The organism is Pseudomonas sp. yb_5 (assembly GCF_043103865.1).
In the GTDB taxonomy this organism is placed as follows: Bacteria; Pseudomonadota; Gammaproteobacteria; order Pseudomonadales; family Pseudomonadaceae; genus Aquipseudomonas; species Aquipseudomonas putida_Y.
The window spans coordinates 1-14,220 of sequence record NZ_JBICKE010000132.1; the positions used below are offsets into that span (position 1 = coordinate 1).

A 14,220-nucleotide genomic window follows, 5' to 3' on the forward strand; every position below is an offset into this window, starting at 1 on the left:
TCTCCACCCGCCGTTCACCGTTGACGCCGCTACCGTATTCGCGGGTGAACCCGCTCCTACGCCGATCGGGGGCGGACACACATTGGCGATTGGGCGCAGGCCCGCGCCTGCATAGGCACCAGAGCCTCGATCATATACACAATCAATTGGCCCCCACCTCTCGGGGGGCCTACAGTGCGCCCGAAACCCACCCAACCCCGGGAGACCGCCATGAGCAAAAAGCCGAAAAAGCACGGCCCCAACAAGGCCAAGTCCATCATCGCCCAGCCACTGTTCCGCTGCCGCCAGGAACAACCGAACAAGGGCAAAGGCAGCTACCGCCGCGAAGCCTTCCAATCGAGAGATTGGGAGGCTTCCTACTTTTTGGCTGCATGAAAGCATCGCAAGCGCAGGCATGATATGGTCGTCACCTGACCTGCAACTCTGGATCTGTGCATGCTCTTCCGTATTATCCCCCGCTGGGAAACCCGCCAGCTGATCGCGGCCTCCAGCTTCATCCTGCTCGTGGCCTGTGCGGAAAAGCCCACCGCCGCCGACGCGCTGCCGCTGGCCCCTGCCCAACCCAACCCAGTGGTGACCGTGCCCGGCGCAACGCCCGACGTCAGCACTGAAATCCAGCCTCTGCAAACCTTCGCCCAATGGCAAGCGGGCTTTCGCGAGCAGGCCCTGCAAGCCGGCATTTCGCCGAGCACCTTCGACCGCGCCTTCCTCGGTGTCACCCCTGACCTGGACGTGATCAAGGCAGATCGCAGCCAGCCGGAGTTCACCCGCCCGGTATGGGAATATCTCGAAGGCGCCCTGTCGCCCCTGCGTGTGCGCAACGGCAAGAAGCTGCTGGTGCAGAACGCTGAGCTGCTGACTCGCCTCGAGCAACAATATGGCGTGGACCGCCAGGTGCTGGTCGCGGTGTGGGGCATGGAAAGCAACTTCGGTCAGTTCCAGGGCAGCAAGTCGGTGATCCGCTCGCTGGCCACTTTGGCCTATGAGGGCCGCCGCCCACAGTTCGCCCAGGACCAGCTGATTGCCGCGCTGCAGATCATCCAGCATGGTGACATCCAGCCTGAAGCCATGCGGGGCTCGTGGGCCGGCGCCATGGGCCAGACCCAGTTCATCCCGACCACCTACAACACCCATGCCGTGGACTTCGACGGCGATGGCCGCCGCGACATCTGGAACAGCACACCAGACGCCCTGGCCTCAACAGCGCACTACCTGCAGAGTTCGGGCTGGAAACGCGGCCAACCGTGGGGCTTCGAGGTACAGGTGCCGGCTGGTTTCGACTTCTGGCAGGCCGATGGCGCACAGCGCAAACCGGTGAGTGAATGGCTGGCGATGGGCTTAAAACTGCCAGCAGGTACCCGCCTGCCAGCAGGTAGCAACCAACTGTCTGCCGCCCTGCTGCTGCCGGCCGGTGCACGCGGCCCGGCGTTCCTGGTGCTGGACAACTTCCGCGCCATCCTCAAGTACAACAACTCGTCGTCCTATGCCTTGGCAGTGAGCCTGCTCGGGGATCGCTTCAGCGGCTGGGGCTTCATTGCCGGCAGTTGGCCGAAAGAGGACCTGCCGCTCAGTCGCAGCGAGCGCATGGAGCTGCAGCACTTGTTGAACAGCCGCGGGCATGATGCGGGTAAAGCCGATGGCATTATCGGGGCCAATACCCGCAAGGCGATCCGCAATGCCCAGCAAGGGCTGGGATGGCCAGCGGATGGCTACCCGACCCATAAGCTGCTTGAGAGCCTGCGGCAGCAGTAAGCATTTCGGGGCCGCTGCGCGGCCCCGACAATCTCACGCCCTGAACAGATCCTGCTCCAGCACCAGTGTTTGCTGAACACTGTCCAGCCTTACCCGAGCCCCCAGCGGCAAGCATACATTCGGGTCACAATGCCCGCTGCGCCAACCCGCCAGCACCGGCACCCCCAGCGGTGCAAACGTATCCTCCAGCAACGGCGTCAGCGCCGCTGTGGTAATCCCGGCAAAGTCACCCACCAGCACGCCTTTGATCCCCTCCAGCTTGCCTGCCAGGCGTAACTGGGTCAGCAGCCGATCCACCCGGTACAACGGCTCGTTGACGTCCTCGATGAACAGGATGCAGCCTTGGGTATCCAGCTCGGCAAGCGTCCCCATGGTCGCACCCAGCATCGACAGGTTGCCACCCAACAGCGGCCCGCTGGCCACCCCCGGCAGCACGCTATCCAAAGCGAAGCCCTCCGGGTGCGCGACCTGCTCGCCTGCCTTCACAAGCCCACTCAGCTGCGCCAGCAACGACGACTCGGTAGGTGGCAACTTGGCCCCCAGCAGGTCGGCATTGAGCATCCCCCCATGGAAGGTCACCAGTCCGGCATGCCGGTAGATCGCCGTATGCAGCGCGGTGATGTCGCTGTAGCCGATCAGCGGCTTGGGGTTGCGTCGAATCAGTTCGAAGTCGAGCTGATCAAGCAAGCGCATGCTGCCGTACCCCCCACGCATGCATAGAATGGCGTCAATGGCCGGATCGGCAAAGGCTGCGTGCAAGTCCTGCAGGCGCTGCTGGTCCGGCCCAGCCAGGTAGCCCTGCGCCTGCAGGGCACCCGGGTAGATACTGCAACGGTAGCCGCGGTCGACGAACCACTGGCTAACGTTGTGCGCATCAAGCCGCGCCGCGCCCGCCGGGGCGACAATGGCAAAGCACGCGTTGGCCGGCAACGCGGCTGGCAGGGTGGGTTGGAAGGTTTTGGCGCAATACATCGCGGCTCCTTGCAGCGCATGGGACACAAACAAAAATGCCGATGCCGCCCTTGGGCGCGCATCGGCATCTGTGGCTCTGCTCTTGGCTAGAGCATAGCTCAGAGCTTGATCTTGGCTTCGTGAGCCTGCTGGTCGGCGTGGTACGAAGAACGCACCAGCGGGCCAGAAGCAACGTTCTTGAAGCCCATCTTGTAGCCCTCCTCGGCGAACCAGGCAAAGGTGTCCGGGTGAACGAAACGCTGCACCGGCAAATGGCTGCGCGACGGCTGCAGGTACTGGCCGAGGGTAAGCATGTCGATGTCATGCTCGCGCATGCGGTGCATCACTTCGATCACTTCCTCGTCGGTCTCCCCCAGGCCGAGCATCAGGCCCGACTTGGTCGGTACGTGCGGCACCAACTGCTTGAACTTCTGCAGCAGGTCCAGCGACCAGTCATAGTCCGACCCCGGGCGCGCGGCCTTGTACAGGCGCGGTACGGTCTCGAGGTTGTGGTTGAACACATCCGGCGGCTCTTGCGCGGTGATTTCCAGGGCAACGTCCATACGGCCGCGGTAGTCCGGCACCAAGGTCTCCAACTGCACGCCCGGCGACAGCGCGCGGATTTCGCGGATGCAGTCAGCAAAGTGCTGGGCACCACCGTCACGCAGGTCGTCGCGGTCCACCGAGGTGATCACCACATACTTCAGGCGCAGGTCGGCAATGGCAACCGCCAGGTTTTTCGGCTCGTCCAGATCCAGCGGCTTCGGTCGGCCGTGGCCAACGTCACAGAACGGGCAACGACGGGTGCAGATGTCACCCATGATCATGAAGGTGGCGGTACCACCCGAGAAGCACTCGCCCAGGTTCGGGCAGGATGCTTCTTCGCACACGCTGTGCAGTTTGTGCTTGCGCAGCAGTTGCTTGATGCGGTCTACCTCGGGCGACACCGGGATACGCACGCGAATCCAGTCGGGCTTCTTTGGCAGCTCATCGGTAGGGATGATCTTCACCGGGATGCGCGCGACTTTGTCGGCACCACGCAGCTTGACCCCAGCTTCCACCTTCTTCGGCGCTGGGCGCGGGGTGGCATCCTGGGTAGGTATCAGGTTCGGCACGGCTTCTTGCACAGTTGTCATATTCAGTCGATTCCGCCCGTGAGGGTCGTCTGCTCAGCGTAGTCGAGGTGCTTGACCAGCTGTCCGCGCAGCCTTGTCCTGACCTCGTCGAGTTCGATCGGACCTGCCAGGTCGCGCAGCTGGGTCATCGCCAGCCCCGCATAGCCGCAGGGGTTGATTCGGCGGAATGGCGCAAGGTCCATGTCCACGTTCAGGGCAAGGCCGTGAAACGAACGGCCGTTGCGAATTCGCAGGCCGAGGGAGGCGATTTTCGCTCCGTCGACATAGACACCCGGGGCATCAGGCTTGGCAGACGCCTGAACAGCATAGCTGGCGAGCAGGTCGATGAGGGCCTGCTCGATACGGCTGACCAACTCACGCACGCCAAAGCCCAGCCGGCGCACATCCAGCAGCAGGTAGGCCACCAGCTGGCCGGGGCCATGGTAGGTGACCTGGCCGCCGCGGTCGGTCTGCACCACCGGGATGTCGCCCGGCACCAGCAGGTGTTCGGCCTTGCCGGCCTGCCCCTGAGTGAAGACCGCAGGGTGCTCGACCAGCCAGATTTCATCCTGGCTGTCCGGGCTGCGCTGCTCGGTAAAACGACGCATGGCCTCGAGCACCGGTTCATAGGGCTGCAGGCCAAGCTCGCGAAAACCGAGGCAGGCGGACATCAGAGCACCATTTTCACGATGCCAGTAGCGCGCAGAGCGCTGTTGATATCGTGCAACTGGTTCTCGCTTTCGGCAACGATGTGCAATTGCACGGTGGTGTACTTGCCTTCCTTGCTCTGGCGTTCGGCCAGGGTGGAAAGGTCGACTTTGGCGTGCTTGCTGAGAATCTCGATGACCGTGTCCTTGAAACCGACAACGGTGTCACCGATGACCTTGATCGGGTAATCGTCGCAGGGGAATTCGATCTTGTGCGACTTGACGTCTGGTTCGCTCATGGCGGAAACGGCCTCGTAAGCCGTGGCAACAACAACACCCCCGCGGTATGCGCGGGGGCATGCAGGTCACGTATCAGTTGAACAACCCGTAGAAGAATAGACGGATGCTATCCCACATACGGCGGAAGAAACCACCTTCCTCGACGCCATCAAGGGCGATCAGGTCGGCGCTGTGAACCACTTTCTCGTCCAGTTTGACTTCCACTTTGCCGATCACGTCACCTTTGGCGATCGGTGCGGTGAGCTGCGGGTTCATGGTCATCGAAGCCTGCAGGCGCTTCAATTGGCCTTTAGGCATGGTCATGGTCAGGTCGTCCGCCAGGCCAGCCTTGACTTGGCTGGTCGCACCCTTCCAGACCGGTGCCTGGGTCAGCTCGGTGCCCTTCTGGTAGAAGGTCTGGGTTTCGAAGAAGCGGAAACCGTAGGTCAGCAGCTTCTGGGTTTCGGCAGCACGCGATTGTTCGCTGTTGGTACCGAACACCACGGCGATCAGGCGCTGGCCGTCACGTACGGCAGAGGCCACCATGCAGTAGCCGGCTTCGTCGGTGTGACCGGTTTTCAGGCCATCGACGGTCTTGTCACGCCACAGCAGCAGGTTGCGGTTAGGCTGCTTGATGTTGTTCCACAAGAACTCTTTCTGCGAGTAAATGGCGTAGTGGGCCGGATCGACACTGATGATCGCACGGGCCAGGGTCGCCATGTCGTGCGCCGACGAGTAGTGCTCAGGGTTAGGCAGGCCGGTCGGGTTCATGAAGTGGCTGTTGGTCATGCCCAGGTCGGCAGCCGTCTTGTTCATCATGTCGGCGAAGGCGTCTTCGCTGCCGGCGATATGCTCGGCCAAGGCGACCGAGGCGTCGTTACCGGACTGGATGATGATGCCGTGCAGCAGGTCGCTGACCGTTACCTGGCTGCCAACCTTGATGAACATGCGCGAACCGCCGGTACGCCATGCGTTTTCGCTGACGGTAACCGGGTCGTTTTCACCGATCTGGCCACGTCGGATGTCCAGCGTGGCGATGTAGGCGGTCATCAGCTTGGTCAGGCTGGCTGGCGGCAGGCGCTCGTCACCGTTGTTCTCGACCAGCACGTTGCCGCTGGACGCGTCCATGAGTACGTAGGACTTGGCTGCCAGTTGTGGTGGCGCCGGCGTCATCTGCTCGGCCGCGAAGGCGACAGGCGTGATCAGCAGCAGTACAGGCAGGCAAAGTCGTTTGGCAAGGTTGGTGATGTTCATCCGTCTCTCGAAAATCGCTAATGGTCTGAGATGTTCCCTGGGCAAGATCATGTGCCCAGCGCCAGTCAGTCTAGTTTTATGGCCGTTGGCCTGGCCCGCGAACGTGCGGCTTTATGTCGCTGCGGGCAAAAGCTGTCATTGTACATGGCCGAGCCCGGCAATTCATGACAAAACCGCAGTCAGTCTGCTGTGACCACCTTGGCCTGCCCCAAGTTCGCCAAGCGAATGCTGTCTTGTGCTTGCCGGATCTCACCCTGGCTGCCGATCGGCCCCAGGCGCACGCGGTGCAGGGTCTGCTGGTTACGCACGATCGAGCTGATGAACACGGGTGCACTGACCATGGTGCTGAGCTTGGCGCGCAGCAACTCGGCAGCGTCAGGGTTGGCGAAAGCGCCTACCTGCAAGAAACTGCCAGCGTTGCCGCCAGGCACGTTGTTGCCACCCACCTGCACCGGGACCACTGGTGCTGCGTGTTGCTGTGGTGGCGGGTTCCATTGCTCGACACGCCCGGTGCTGGCCGGTATTGCCTGGGTTTGCGCCACTTGCGGCTCCTTCAACACCATCGGCGGCGTCTGGCCACGCTGAGCCCACCACTGCTTCGGATCGATACCCTCGACGCGCACGTGCGCAGTGCCGATTTCGGCATAGCCGAGCTTTTTCGCCGCAGCATAGGACAAGTCGATGATACGGTCGGAGTAGAACGGGCCGCGGTCGTTCACGCGAAGGATCACGCTGCGGCCGTTCGCCAGGTTGGTCACCCGCACATAGGCTGGCAGTGGCAGGGTCTTGTGCGCTGCGCTCATGCCATACAGGTCGTACAGCTCACCGTTGGCAGTGTTCTGCCCGTGGAATTTGGTGCCGTACCATGACGCCGTGCCCTCGGCGCGGTAGTTGCGCGAGTCCTGTATCGGGTAGTAGGTCTTGCCAAGCACGGTGTACGGGTTGGCCTTGTAGTTACCGGTGTGCACGGTCGGCGTGGCATCGGGGATCTTGTTCACATCCACGTCCCACCACGGTGCGCCGTCCTTGTGCGCCCGGTTGATGTCAAGGCCCGGCTGGCTGCGCACGACATTACCACTGCTTTGCGGGGCCGGGCGGTTGGAGGAGCAGCTGGCCAGCGCCACACCGACGGCGAGGCAGGTGAGCAGCTTGAAAGAGTTGGCAGAGATGATTGCGCGCATTACTTGATGCCCCGTACTTGAACCAGCTGTTCCGCAAGCTGATGTACCGCCATGGCATACATCACGCTGCGGTTGTAGCGAGTGATCGCGTAGAAGTTCTTCAGGCCCATCCAGTACTCGGGACCGTTCTGGCCTTCGAGACGGAAGGCGGTAACCGGCAGATCATCGCGCAGGGAATCATGAACCGACCAGCCAAGCGTACGCAACTCTCCAACCGTTTTCACCGGCTCGATGCCGGTCGTCAGGCCTTCGTCGACGCGCTCGCCGGCCACCCTGGCGCGACTGACCACACCCTGCCCGGCCACCCAGCCGTGGCGCTTGAAGTAGCTGGCCACGCTGCCGATGGCATCGTCAGGGTTGTTCCAGATATTGATATGGCCGTCCCCGTCGAAGTCCACCGCGTAGTGGCGGAAGCTGCTTGGCATGAACTGCGGCAGCCCCATGGCACCGGCGTATGACCCCTTGAGCGTCAAGGGGTCGAGCTGTTCCTCGCGGGCCAGCAGCAGGAACTCACGCAGCTCCTTGCGGAAGAATTCGGCCCGTGGCGGATAGTCGAAGCCCAGCGTCGACAGGGCGTCGATCACCCGGTAGTTGCCGGTATTGCGGCCAAAAAAGGTTTCCACGCCAATGATCGCGACAATGTACTGCGCAGGTACGCCGTACTCCTGCTCGGCCCGCGTCAATACGGCCTCGTGCTGGCGCCAGAAGTCCACACCGCGAGCGATACGCGCATCGGTGATGAACATCGGCCGGTAGTCCTTCCACGGTTTGACCCGTTCGGCCGGGCGCGATATGGCGTCGAGGATCGACTGCTTGCGCTGCACCTCACGAAACACACCCATCAGTTGCTCAGGCGCAAAACCATAGTCGCGGCTCAGTTCGCCAACGAACGCGGCTACCTGGGGCGAGCCGTCGTATTCGCCGGCATGGGCCAGCTGTACAGCGCCGAACAGGCCCATCGCTCCGATCCAAGGCGCACAACGGGCAGCCCAGTTACGCACTGCTTGCATGAAATTGTTCACCTTATTCAAACCTGCGCGATCCATTTGCGGTGCGTATGGATCGACATCAAAACGCCAAACGCTGACAGCAGCGTCACCAACGATGTTCCGCCATAGCTGATGAACGGTAGCGGCACGCCCACCACGGGCAGAAGGCCACTTACCATTCCGATATTGACGAATACGTATACAAAAAAGGTCATGGTCAGGCTGCCCGCAAGCAGCTTGCCAAACAGGGTCTGCGCCTGGGCCGTGATCACCAGGCCACGGCCGATCAGCAGCAGGTAGACAATCAGCAGCAGGCAGATGCCGACCAGGCCGAACTCCTCGCCGAGCACGGCGATGATGAAGTCGGTGTGGCTTTCCGGCAGAAAGTCCAGGTGCGACTGTGTGCCAAGCAGCCAGCCTTTGCCAAACACCCCGCCCGAGCCGATCGCCGCCTTGGACTGGATGATGTTCCAACCGGTGCCCAACGGGTCGCTTTCAGGGTCGAGGAAGGTCAATACCCGCTGCTTCTGGTAGTCGTGCATGACGAAGAACCACATTGCCACTGCGACTGGCACTGCTGCCGCCAGCACGCTGAGAATCCAGCGCCAGCGCAAGCCGCCCATGAACAGCACGAACGCACCGGAGGCCAGGATCAGCAGCGCGGTCCCCAGGTCGGGCTGACGCACGATCAGCATGAACGGCACACCGATCAGCACCAGGCTGATCGCCACGTGCTTCAAATGGGGCGGCAAGGTGCGCTTGGACAGGTACCAGGCGATGGTCGCCGGCATGATGATCTTCATGAATTCCGAGGGCTGGAAGCGGATCACCCCTGGGATGTTGATCCAGCGCGTGGCACCCATGGCGTTGTGGCCCATCACGTCCACCACCACCAGCAGCAGCACTCCGGTCAGGTAGGCCAGCGGCACCCAGCGCGCCATGAAGCGCGGCTCCAGCTGGGCGATGACGAACATCGACACCAGACCGATGCCAAACGAGGTGGCTTGCTTGAGCAGCAGGTCCCAGTTCTTGCCACTGGCCGAATACAGTACGAACAGGCTGCCGGCTGCAAGGGTCAGCAGAATGATCAGCAAGGGGCCGTCGATATGGATGCGCTGCAGAAAGCTGGCACGCCGACGCATCACATCCTCGCTGGAGAGCATGCGATCGAAATTGTTCATCACAGGGCCGATTCCTGGGTAACGGTGGCTGGCGCGAACTCGGGTTTGAGCTGGCCATTTTCGTCGAGCAACCAGGCGTCCATGATCTGGCGTACCACCGGTGCGGCGACACCCGAGCCGGACTCACCGTTCTCGACCATCACCGAGACCACGATTTTCGGGGCTTCGGCTGGGGCAAAAGCGACGAACAGGGCATGGTCGCGGTGGCGCTCCTGAAGTTTGTTGCGGTCGTACCTCTCGCCCTGCTTGATCGCCACCACCTGAGCGGTACCGCTCTTGCCTGCAATACGGTACTGGGCACCGGCAGCTGCTTTGCGCGCGGTACCGCGGGCGTTGTGCATCACCTGCTCCATGCCATGGGTGACCTTGGCCCAATCGGACTTGTCACGCAGCACGATGTTTTCCATCGGGTTGTTGTCCACCGGCGGCTGGCCTTCGATGGTCTTGGCCAGGTGCGGGCGGTTCCACACGCCTTTGTTGGCGATCAGTGCAGTGGCCTGGGCCAGTTGCAGCGGCGTTGCCTGCATGTAGCCCTGGCCGATGCCGAGAATCAGGGTTTCGCCGGGGAACCAGGCCTGGCGACGGGTGGCTCGCTTCCATTCGCGCGACGGCATCAACCCGGCAGACTCCTCGAACATGTCGAGGGAAACCCGCTGGCCGATACCGAACTTGTTCATGTAGATGGACAACCGATCGATACCCATCTTGTGCGCAAGGTCATAGAAGTAGGTGTCGTTCGAGCGCATGATGGCGGTATCCAGATCCACCCAGCCATCACCGGAGCGGTTCCAGTTACGGTATTTATGGTCGTAGTTGGGCAGCTGGTAGTAGCCTGGGTCAAACACCCTGCTGCTGGCATTGACAACGCCACTGTCCAGTCCGGCAATAGCCACCGCCGGCTTGATGGTCGAACCCGGCGGGTACAGGCCACGCAGCACGCGGTTGAATAGCGGCCGATCGATCGAGTCGCGCAATTCACCATAGGCCTTGAAGCTGATGCCGGTGACGAACAGGTTGGGGTCGAAGCTAGGCTGACTCACCATCGCCAGGACTTCGCCGGTTCGCGGATCGAGCGCAACCACTGCACCACGCCGGCCTCCCAGGGCGGCTTCGGCGGCCTCCTGCAGCTTGATGTCCAGGCTCAGCACAATGTCTTTGCCCGGCTTCGGGTCGGTGCGTTTGAGCACCCGCAGCACGCGGCCACGGGCGTTGGTCTCGACTTCCTCGTAACCCACCTGGCCGTGCAGGGCATCCTCGTAGAAGCGCTCGATGCCGGTCTTGCCAATATGGTGGGTACCGCTGTAGTTCACCGGGTCGAGCGTTTTCAGCTCTTTCTCGTTGATCCGCCCTACATAACCCACCGAGTGGGCGAAATGCGCACCCTGCGGGTAATGCCGCACCAACTGGGCCACCACTTCCACACCTGGCAGGCGGAACTGGTTTACCGCCACACGGGCGATCTGCTCTTCATTGAGCTCGAACAGGATCGGCACCGGCTCGAATGGCCGGCGGCCTTGGCGCATGCGCTTTTCGAACAGGGCGCGGTCGTCAGCGGTGAGATCCAGCACTTCGACGATCGTATCCAGCACTTCCTGCCAGTTACCTGCACGTTCGCGGGTCATCGACAGGCTGAAGCTGGGCCGGTTGTCGGCAACGATCACCCCGTTGCGGTCGAAGATCAGCCCGCGCGTCGGCGGGATCGGCTGCACATGCACCCGGTTGTTCTCCGACAGCGTGGAGTGGTAGTCGTACTGGATGATCTGCAGGTAGTACAGCCGCGCGATCAACACGCAAACAAGCAGCATGATCGCCACTGCGCCGACCACGACGCGCTTGCGCACCAGGCGGGCGTCTTTCTCGTGGTCCTTGAGACGGATCGGCTGCGACATCGGACTGCTTACAGGCTCATTTGTGGTAAGGGTGCCCGGACAACACGGTCCAGGCGCGATAGATCTGCTCGCCGATGAGTATCCTTACCAACGGGTGCGGCAAAGTCAGCGGCGACAGCGACCAACGTTGCTCGGCGCGTGCGCAAACCTCAGGCGCCAGGCCCTCCGGCCCCCCCACCATCAAATTCACCGTGCGCGCATCCAGGCGCCAGCGGTCCAGCTCGGTGGCCAACTGCTCGGTACTCCAGGGCTTGCCATGGACCTCGAGGGTGACAATGCGTTCCCCAGGTTGCACCTTGCTCAGCATGGCTTCGCCCTCCTGACGGATCAGGCGAGCGACGTCCGCATTCTTGCCACGGGTGTTCAGCGGGATTTCCACCAGCTCCAGCGACAGCTCAGCGGGCAGGCGCTTGGCATATTCATGCCAGCCTTCCTCGACCCACTTTGGCATACGCGAGCCGACTGCAATCAGGCGCAGACGCACAGCGCTTTCCTTATTCGCGGTCTTTGAGCTTGTCGGAGTACTCGTGGGCATGGTCCGGGCTGTGGTGCTTGCCATCGGCGGCACGGCTTTGCTCGGCACCCTGCCACAGACGCTCAAGGTCATAGAACTGGCGGGCAGCGGCGGTCATCATATGCACGATGACGTCGTTCAGGTCCAGCAGCACCCAGTCGCTATCGCCCTTGCCTTCTTCACCCAGTGGCTGGGCGCCCTTGGCCTTGACCGCTTCACGGACCTTTTCGGCCATCGCGTTGATCTGGCGGTTGGAGGTACCGGTGGCAATGATCATGTAGTCGGTCAGGCTGTGCTTCTCGCGCACGTCGATGACCTGGATGTCCTGGGCCTTGACGTCTTCCAGCGCGGCCTTGGTCACTGCGACCAGTTCTTCGCCGTAAATTTTCTGCTTGGTCATATAAAACTCGTTCAACTCGTTGGATGAGGCGCCAGAGGCACCGTCAGTTGGGCGCACGATACAGTTCGTGCGCCTCGATATAGGCCAGTACGGCGTCCGGCACCAGGAACCTCACCGATTTGCCGCTGGCCAGCAGCTGTCGGATCTGTGTAGCCGACACCGCAAGCGGCGTCTGCCAGACGAACGAAATATTTCCCGCCGGGCCGGACATGGCGGTGGGATCGCTCTCCGAGCGCGCAGCCAACAGGTTGCGCAACTCGTCAGGGGGTTCTACGTCGGCATCCGGACGTTGCAGTACCAGGATGTGACAGTGTTGCAGCAATTCTTCCCAGCGATGCCAGGCGGGCAGGCCACAGAAGGCATCCCAACCCAGCACCAGGAACAGCTGGTCGTCGCCGGACAGTTCGGCGCGGATCGATTCCAGCGTATCGATGGTGTACGACGGCTTGTCACGTTCCAGCTCGCGGGCATCGACGCTCAGGCAAACGACGCCCTGCACCGCTTCACGGACCATGGCCAGGCGATCCTGCGCGGCCACCTGTGGCGTGTCGCGGTGCGGCGGCCGGGCATTGGGCAACAGGCGTAGCTCATCCAGCCCCATGAACTCGGCCACTTCCAGCGCGCTGCGCAGGTGGCCTATATGCACGGGGTCGAAGGTACCACCTAGAATGCCGATGCGTCGGACTGCCTGGGCCTTGCTCAACTCAGCAGGACCCCTGGCCGCGCAACTGGCCATCGCCGATCACCACATACTTCTCGCAGGTCAGGCCTTCCAGGCCGACAGGGCCGCGGGCATGGAGCTTGTCGGTGGAAATACCGATTTCCGCCCCCAGGCCGTACTCGAAGCCGTCGGCAAAGCAGGTCGGGGTGTTGAGCATGACCGACGCCGAATCGACCTCAGCCATGAACTGACGGGCTTCACCCTGGTGTTCGCTGATGATCGAGTCGGTGTGGTGCGAGCCGTAGTGGTTGATGTGCTCGATGGCCTGGTTCAGGCCGTCGACCACGCGAATCGACAGGATCGCATCGAGGTATTCCGCGTGCCAGTCGGCTTCGGTGGCCGGTTTGGCGCTGATGATAGCCTGGGTACGCTCGCAACCGCGCAGCTCCACGCCCTTCTCCACGAAGCGGCGGGCCATTTCTGGCAGGAAGCGCTCAGCCACTTGTTGGTCGACCAGCAGCGTTTCCATGGCCCCGCAAATGCCGTAGCGGTAGGTCTTGGCGTTGAAGGCCACATTCCAGGCCTTGTCCAGGTCGGCATGCTGGCTGACATAGATGTGGCAGATACCGTCCAGGTGCTTGATCACCGGTACGCGGGCATCGCGGCTGATGCGCTCGATCAGGCCACGGCCTCCGCGCGGCACGATGACATCGACGAATTCCGGCATGCTGATCAGCGCGCCCACGGCTTCGCGGTCGGTGGTTTCGACCACCTGCACCACCGCTGCCGGCAAGCCGGCTTCGGCCAGGCCGCGCTGGATGCAGGTGGCAATGGCGCGGTTGGAATGGATGGCTTCGGAACCGCCACGCAGGATGGTTGCGTTCCCCGACTTGAGGCACAGGCTGGCAGCATCAATGGTCACGTTCGGGCGCGATTCATAGATGATCCCGATCACCCCCAGCGGGGTACGCATCTTGCCTACCTGAATGCCCGATGGACGGTAGCTCATGTCGCGAATGGCACCGACCGGGTCCGGCAGGCTGGCCACCTGGCGCAAGCCGGTGATCATGCCGTCGATGCGCGCAGGGGTCAGCGCCAGGCGGTCGAGCAGTGCGGGCTCCAGACCACTGGCGCGGCCGGCGGCCAGGTCCAGCTCGTTGGCAGCAGTGAGTTCGGCACGGGCAGCGTCCAGCGCGTCGGCGGCGGCTTGCAGGGCGCGGTTCTTCTGCGCGGTGCTGGCACGGCCAATCACCCGGGAAGCCTCACGGGCAGCGCGACCCAAGCGGGTCATATAGTCAAGAACGGACTCAGTCATGGGTTCGGTGTCTTGGCGAAGGGGAAATCGGCTGATTATAACTGCCGCGCAGGTGTACGCCCAGCGGCGGGTGGCGGATGGTAGAAAATGGA

At 62.5% G+C, this 14,220-nt stretch carries 15 protein-coding genes; 2 read left to right on the forward strand and 13 right to left on the reverse strand.

Annotation, left to right across the window (positions count from 1 at the left end; genetic code table 11):
• The first annotated feature begins 210 nt into the window (after positions 1-210).
• A complete protein-coding gene (gene arfA, locus ACF8GF_RS23915; RefSeq protein ID WP_003257578.1) occupies positions 211-375 on the forward strand; it encodes an alternative ribosome rescue factor ArfA in 165 nt (54 codons plus the stop codon).
• Between the two features lie 60 nt (positions 376-435).
• Complete coding sequence (locus tag ACF8GF_RS23920; RefSeq protein ID WP_209963243.1) at positions 436-1,752, forward strand: lytic murein transglycosylase; 1,317 nt, start codon at positions 436-438, stop codon at positions 1,750-1,752.
• Between the two features lie 33 nt (positions 1,753-1,785).
• Here the strand turns inward: ACF8GF_RS23920 and ACF8GF_RS23925 are convergent, their stop codons facing one another.
• From ACF8GF_RS23925 to ACF8GF_RS23985, 13 genes are all read right to left on the reverse strand, one after another.
• A complete protein-coding gene (locus tag ACF8GF_RS23925) occupies positions 1,786-2,724 on the reverse strand; it encodes an LD-carboxypeptidase (RefSeq protein WP_176683211.1) in 939 nt (312 codons plus the stop codon).
• Positions 2,725-2,822: 98 nt separating this feature from the next.
• Positions 2,823-3,839 (reverse strand): lipoyl synthase, encoded by a 1,017-nt coding sequence (lipA, locus tag ACF8GF_RS23930; RefSeq protein ID WP_003249742.1) that lies wholly within the window; start codon positions 3,837-3,839, stop codon positions 2,823-2,825.
• A 2-nt stretch (positions 3,840-3,841) separates the two neighbouring features.
• Positions 3,842-4,489 (reverse strand): lipoyl(octanoyl) transferase LipB, encoded by a 648-nt coding sequence (gene lipB, locus ACF8GF_RS23935; protein ID WP_176683210.1) that lies wholly within the window; start codon positions 4,487-4,489, stop codon positions 3,842-3,844.
• Entirely contained in the window at positions 4,489-4,764 is a 276-nt protein-coding gene (locus ACF8GF_RS23940; protein ID WP_003249736.1) for a DUF493 domain-containing protein, read from the reverse strand. The genes lipB and ACF8GF_RS23940 overlap by 1 nt, the downstream gene beginning before the upstream one ends.
• 73 nt (positions 4,765-4,837) lie before the next feature.
• Entirely contained in the window at positions 4,838-5,998 is a 1,161-nt protein-coding gene (locus ACF8GF_RS23945; RefSeq protein WP_176683209.1) for a D-alanyl-D-alanine carboxypeptidase family protein, read from the reverse strand.
• Between the two features lie 179 nt (positions 5,999-6,177).
• Positions 6,178-7,179, reverse strand: a complete 1,002-nt coding sequence (locus ACF8GF_RS23950) for a septal ring lytic transglycosylase RlpA family protein (protein WP_176683208.1) — start codon at positions 7,177-7,179, stop codon at positions 6,178-6,180.
• Positions 7,179-8,189, reverse strand: a complete 1,011-nt coding sequence (mltB, locus tag ACF8GF_RS23955) for a lytic murein transglycosylase B (RefSeq protein ID WP_176683207.1) — start codon at positions 8,187-8,189, stop codon at positions 7,179-7,181. Before mltB ends, ACF8GF_RS23950 begins: the two co-directional genes overlap by 1 nt.
• Before the next feature lie 17 nt (positions 8,190-8,206).
• Positions 8,207-9,310 carry a rod shape-determining protein RodA gene (rodA, locus tag ACF8GF_RS23960; RefSeq protein WP_176683257.1) on the reverse strand — a complete coding sequence of 368 codons (1,104 nt, stop codon included), beginning with the start codon at positions 9,308-9,310 and terminating at the stop codon, positions 8,207-8,209.
• A gap of 38 nt (positions 9,311-9,348) precedes the next feature.
• Complete coding sequence (gene mrdA / locus ACF8GF_RS23965; protein WP_176683206.1) at positions 9,349-11,238, reverse strand: penicillin-binding protein 2; 1,890 nt, start codon at positions 11,236-11,238, stop codon at positions 9,349-9,351.
• Positions 11,239-11,254: 16 nt separating this feature from the next.
• Positions 11,255-11,722, reverse strand: coding sequence for a 23S rRNA (pseudouridine(1915)-N(3))-methyltransferase RlmH (gene rlmH / locus ACF8GF_RS23970; RefSeq protein WP_003249722.1), 468 nt, complete (start codon positions 11,720-11,722; stop codon positions 11,255-11,257).
• A 10-nt stretch (positions 11,723-11,732) separates the two neighbouring features.
• Entirely contained in the window at positions 11,733-12,152 is a 420-nt protein-coding gene (rsfS, locus tag ACF8GF_RS23975) for a ribosome silencing factor (protein ID WP_009685825.1), read from the reverse strand.
• Between the two features lie 43 nt (positions 12,153-12,195).
• The gene (gene nadD / locus ACF8GF_RS23980; protein ID WP_176683205.1) at positions 12,196-12,888 is read right to left on the reverse strand and encodes a nicotinate-nucleotide adenylyltransferase; all 693 of its coding nucleotides are present in this window, start codon (positions 12,886-12,888) and stop codon (positions 12,196-12,198) included.
• Positions 12,857-14,128: a glutamate-5-semialdehyde dehydrogenase gene (locus ACF8GF_RS23985; RefSeq protein ID WP_176683204.1), complete on the reverse strand. Its 1,272-nt coding sequence runs from the start codon at positions 14,126-14,128 to the stop codon at positions 12,857-12,859. The genes nadD and ACF8GF_RS23985 overlap by 32 nt, the downstream gene beginning before the upstream one ends.
• Positions 14,129-14,220 lie beyond the last annotated feature (92 nt).

Excerpts from the sequence above, each read along its gene's own strand:
- ACF8GF_RS23925 (WP_176683211.1), bottom strand. The coding sequence starts at position 2,724 with ATGTATTGCGCCAAAACCTTCCAACCCACCCTGCCAGCCGCGTTGCCG.
- ACF8GF_RS23940 (WP_003249736.1), bottom strand. The coding sequence starts at position 4,764 with ATGAGCGAACCAGACGTCAAGTCGCACAAGATCGAATTCCCCTGCGAC.
- ACF8GF_RS23945 (WP_176683209.1), bottom strand. The coding sequence starts at position 5,998 with ATGAACATCACCAACCTTGCCAAACGACTTTGCCTGCCTGTACTGCTG.
- lipA (WP_003249742.1), bottom strand. The coding sequence starts at position 3,839 with ATGACAACTGTGCAAGAAGCCGTGCCGAACCTGATACCTACCCAGGAT.
- rsfS (WP_009685825.1), bottom strand. The coding sequence starts at position 12,152 with ATGACCAAGCAGAAAATTTACGGCGAAGAACTGGTCGCAGTGACCAAG.
- ACF8GF_RS23920 (WP_209963243.1), top strand. The coding sequence starts at position 436 with ATGCTCTTCCGTATTATCCCCCGCTGGGAAACCCGCCAGCTGATCGCG.
- arfA (WP_003257578.1), top strand. The coding sequence starts at position 211 with ATGAGCAAAAAGCCGAAAAAGCACGGCCCCAACAAGGCCAAGTCCATC.
- lipB (WP_176683210.1), bottom strand. The coding sequence starts at position 4,489 with ATGTCCGCCTGCCTCGGTTTTCGCGAGCTTGGCCTGCAGCCCTATGAA.
- mrdA (WP_176683206.1), bottom strand. The coding sequence starts at position 11,238 with ATGTCGCAGCCGATCCGTCTCAAGGACCACGAGAAAGACGCCCGCCTG.
- ACF8GF_RS23985 (WP_176683204.1), bottom strand. The coding sequence starts at position 14,128 with ATGACTGAGTCCGTTCTTGACTATATGACCCGCTTGGGTCGCGCTGCC.
- ACF8GF_RS23950 (WP_176683208.1), bottom strand. The coding sequence starts at position 7,179 with ATGCGCGCAATCATCTCTGCCAACTCTTTCAAGCTGCTCACCTGCCTC.
- nadD (WP_176683205.1), bottom strand. The coding sequence starts at position 12,888 with ATGGCCAGTTGCGCGGCCAGGGGTCCTGCTGAGTTGAGCAAGGCCCAG.
- rodA (WP_176683257.1), bottom strand. The coding sequence starts at position 9,310 with ATGCGTCGGCGTGCCAGCTTTCTGCAGCGCATCCATATCGACGGCCCC.
- mltB (WP_176683207.1), bottom strand. The coding sequence starts at position 8,189 with ATGCAAGCAGTGCGTAACTGGGCTGCCCGTTGTGCGCCTTGGATCGGA.